The sequence below is a fragment of the Dactylosporangium sp. NPDC005555 genome (genome assembly GCF_040605635.1).
Taxonomy (GTDB): Bacteria; Actinomycetota; Actinomycetes; order Mycobacteriales; family Micromonosporaceae; genus Dactylosporangium.
The window spans coordinates 1-1,216 of sequence record NZ_JBEXDG010000183.1; the positions used below are offsets into that span (position 1 = coordinate 1).

Annotated in this window: 2 protein-coding genes and 1 pseudogene; 2 read left to right on the forward strand and 1 reads right to left on the reverse strand. The window is 38.7% G+C overall.

Features of this window, described 5'->3' with window-relative positions; genetic code table 11:
• The coding region (locus tag ABZS58_RS51405; RefSeq protein ID WP_354792158.1) for a transposase at nucleotides 1-407 on the forward strand (407 nt) is incomplete at its 5' end.
• Between the two features lie 54 nt (nucleotides 408-461).
• Here ABZS58_RS51405 and ABZS58_RS51410 read toward each other — a convergent pair.
• A pseudogene (locus ABZS58_RS51410) lies at nucleotides 462-581 on the reverse strand (IS6 family transposase); the annotation flags it as partial.
• Between the two features lie 200 nt (nucleotides 582-781).
• Here ABZS58_RS51410 and ssb point away from each other — a divergent pair.
• The coding region (ssb, locus tag ABZS58_RS51415; RefSeq protein WP_354792159.1) for a single-stranded DNA-binding protein at nucleotides 782-1,216 on the forward strand (435 nt) is incomplete at its 3' end.

Sequence of the window (1,216 nt, forward strand, 5' to 3'; positions counted from 1 at the left end):
CAATTGATGCGGATGGATTGACTTTAGACATCTGGCTACGCAAGAAACGGGATACTCAAGCTGCTTATGCGTTCTTGAAACGACTACATAAACAGTTTGGTCAACCAAGAGTAATTGTCAAGGATAAAGCGCCCTCTATTGGTTCTGCATTTAGAAAGTTACAGAGTAACGGTTTATATACTAAGACAGAGCATCGAACCGTGAAGTATCTCAATAACCTCATTGAGCAAGACCATCGACCAATCAAACGACGCAATAAATTTTATCGAAGTCTACGAACTGCCTCAACCATGATTAAGGGCATGGAAACAATTCGAGGAATATACAAAAAGAACCGAAGAAATGGAACGCTCTTCGGATTTTCGGTATCTACTGAAATTAAGGTATTAATGGGTATTCCTGCATAAAACATCTAGGACTTAACATTCATTGCTTTTCATTTTTGAATTTTGCAACAGAACCATGCCACGATCATATAACATCTCTTGAACATCACGATAACTCAAATTATAGCGAAGATAATACCCAACAGAGATAATAATCACGTCTTTTTGGAATTGTTTGCCCTTAAAATGATTCATCTGTTGTCCTCGCATTCTTTTTTATTACATTTTACAATAAATCAGGTGTTATGGGGAACTTTGCAACAGAACCAAACGAAACATGATACTACTCGCAGACAAGCTCGAAGATACATTAGAGACTTTGCGACTGAAGAAGATATAAGTGAACTTAAAACGTGGATAGAGCTTGTAGAGCAGAGAAAAAATGAGGAAATTAAATGATCAATAATGTTACTTTAGTGGGCCGCCTTACACGTGATCCTGAACTTAGATATACACCCCAAAATCAAGCAGTAACTACTTTTTCCCTAGCTGTAAACCGTCAATTTAAAAATGCAAACGGAGATCGTGAGGCTGATTTCATTAATTGTGTCATCTGGCGTCAACAAGCCGAAAACTTAGCCAACTGGGCTAAAAAAGGCGCTTTGATTGGCATTACTGGCCGTATTCAAACACGTAACTACGAAAACCAACAAGGACAACGTGTATATGTGACTGAAGTTGTGGCAGACAGTTTCCAAATGCTCGAAAGTCGTCAGGAAAGAGGAAATGTACCCACTCCACCACCTTCAGCAACCCAAAATAATCAAAAACAAAGTTCCCCTGCAGATAGCCATGATCCATTTGCGAACTCAGAACCAATGAACATTCAA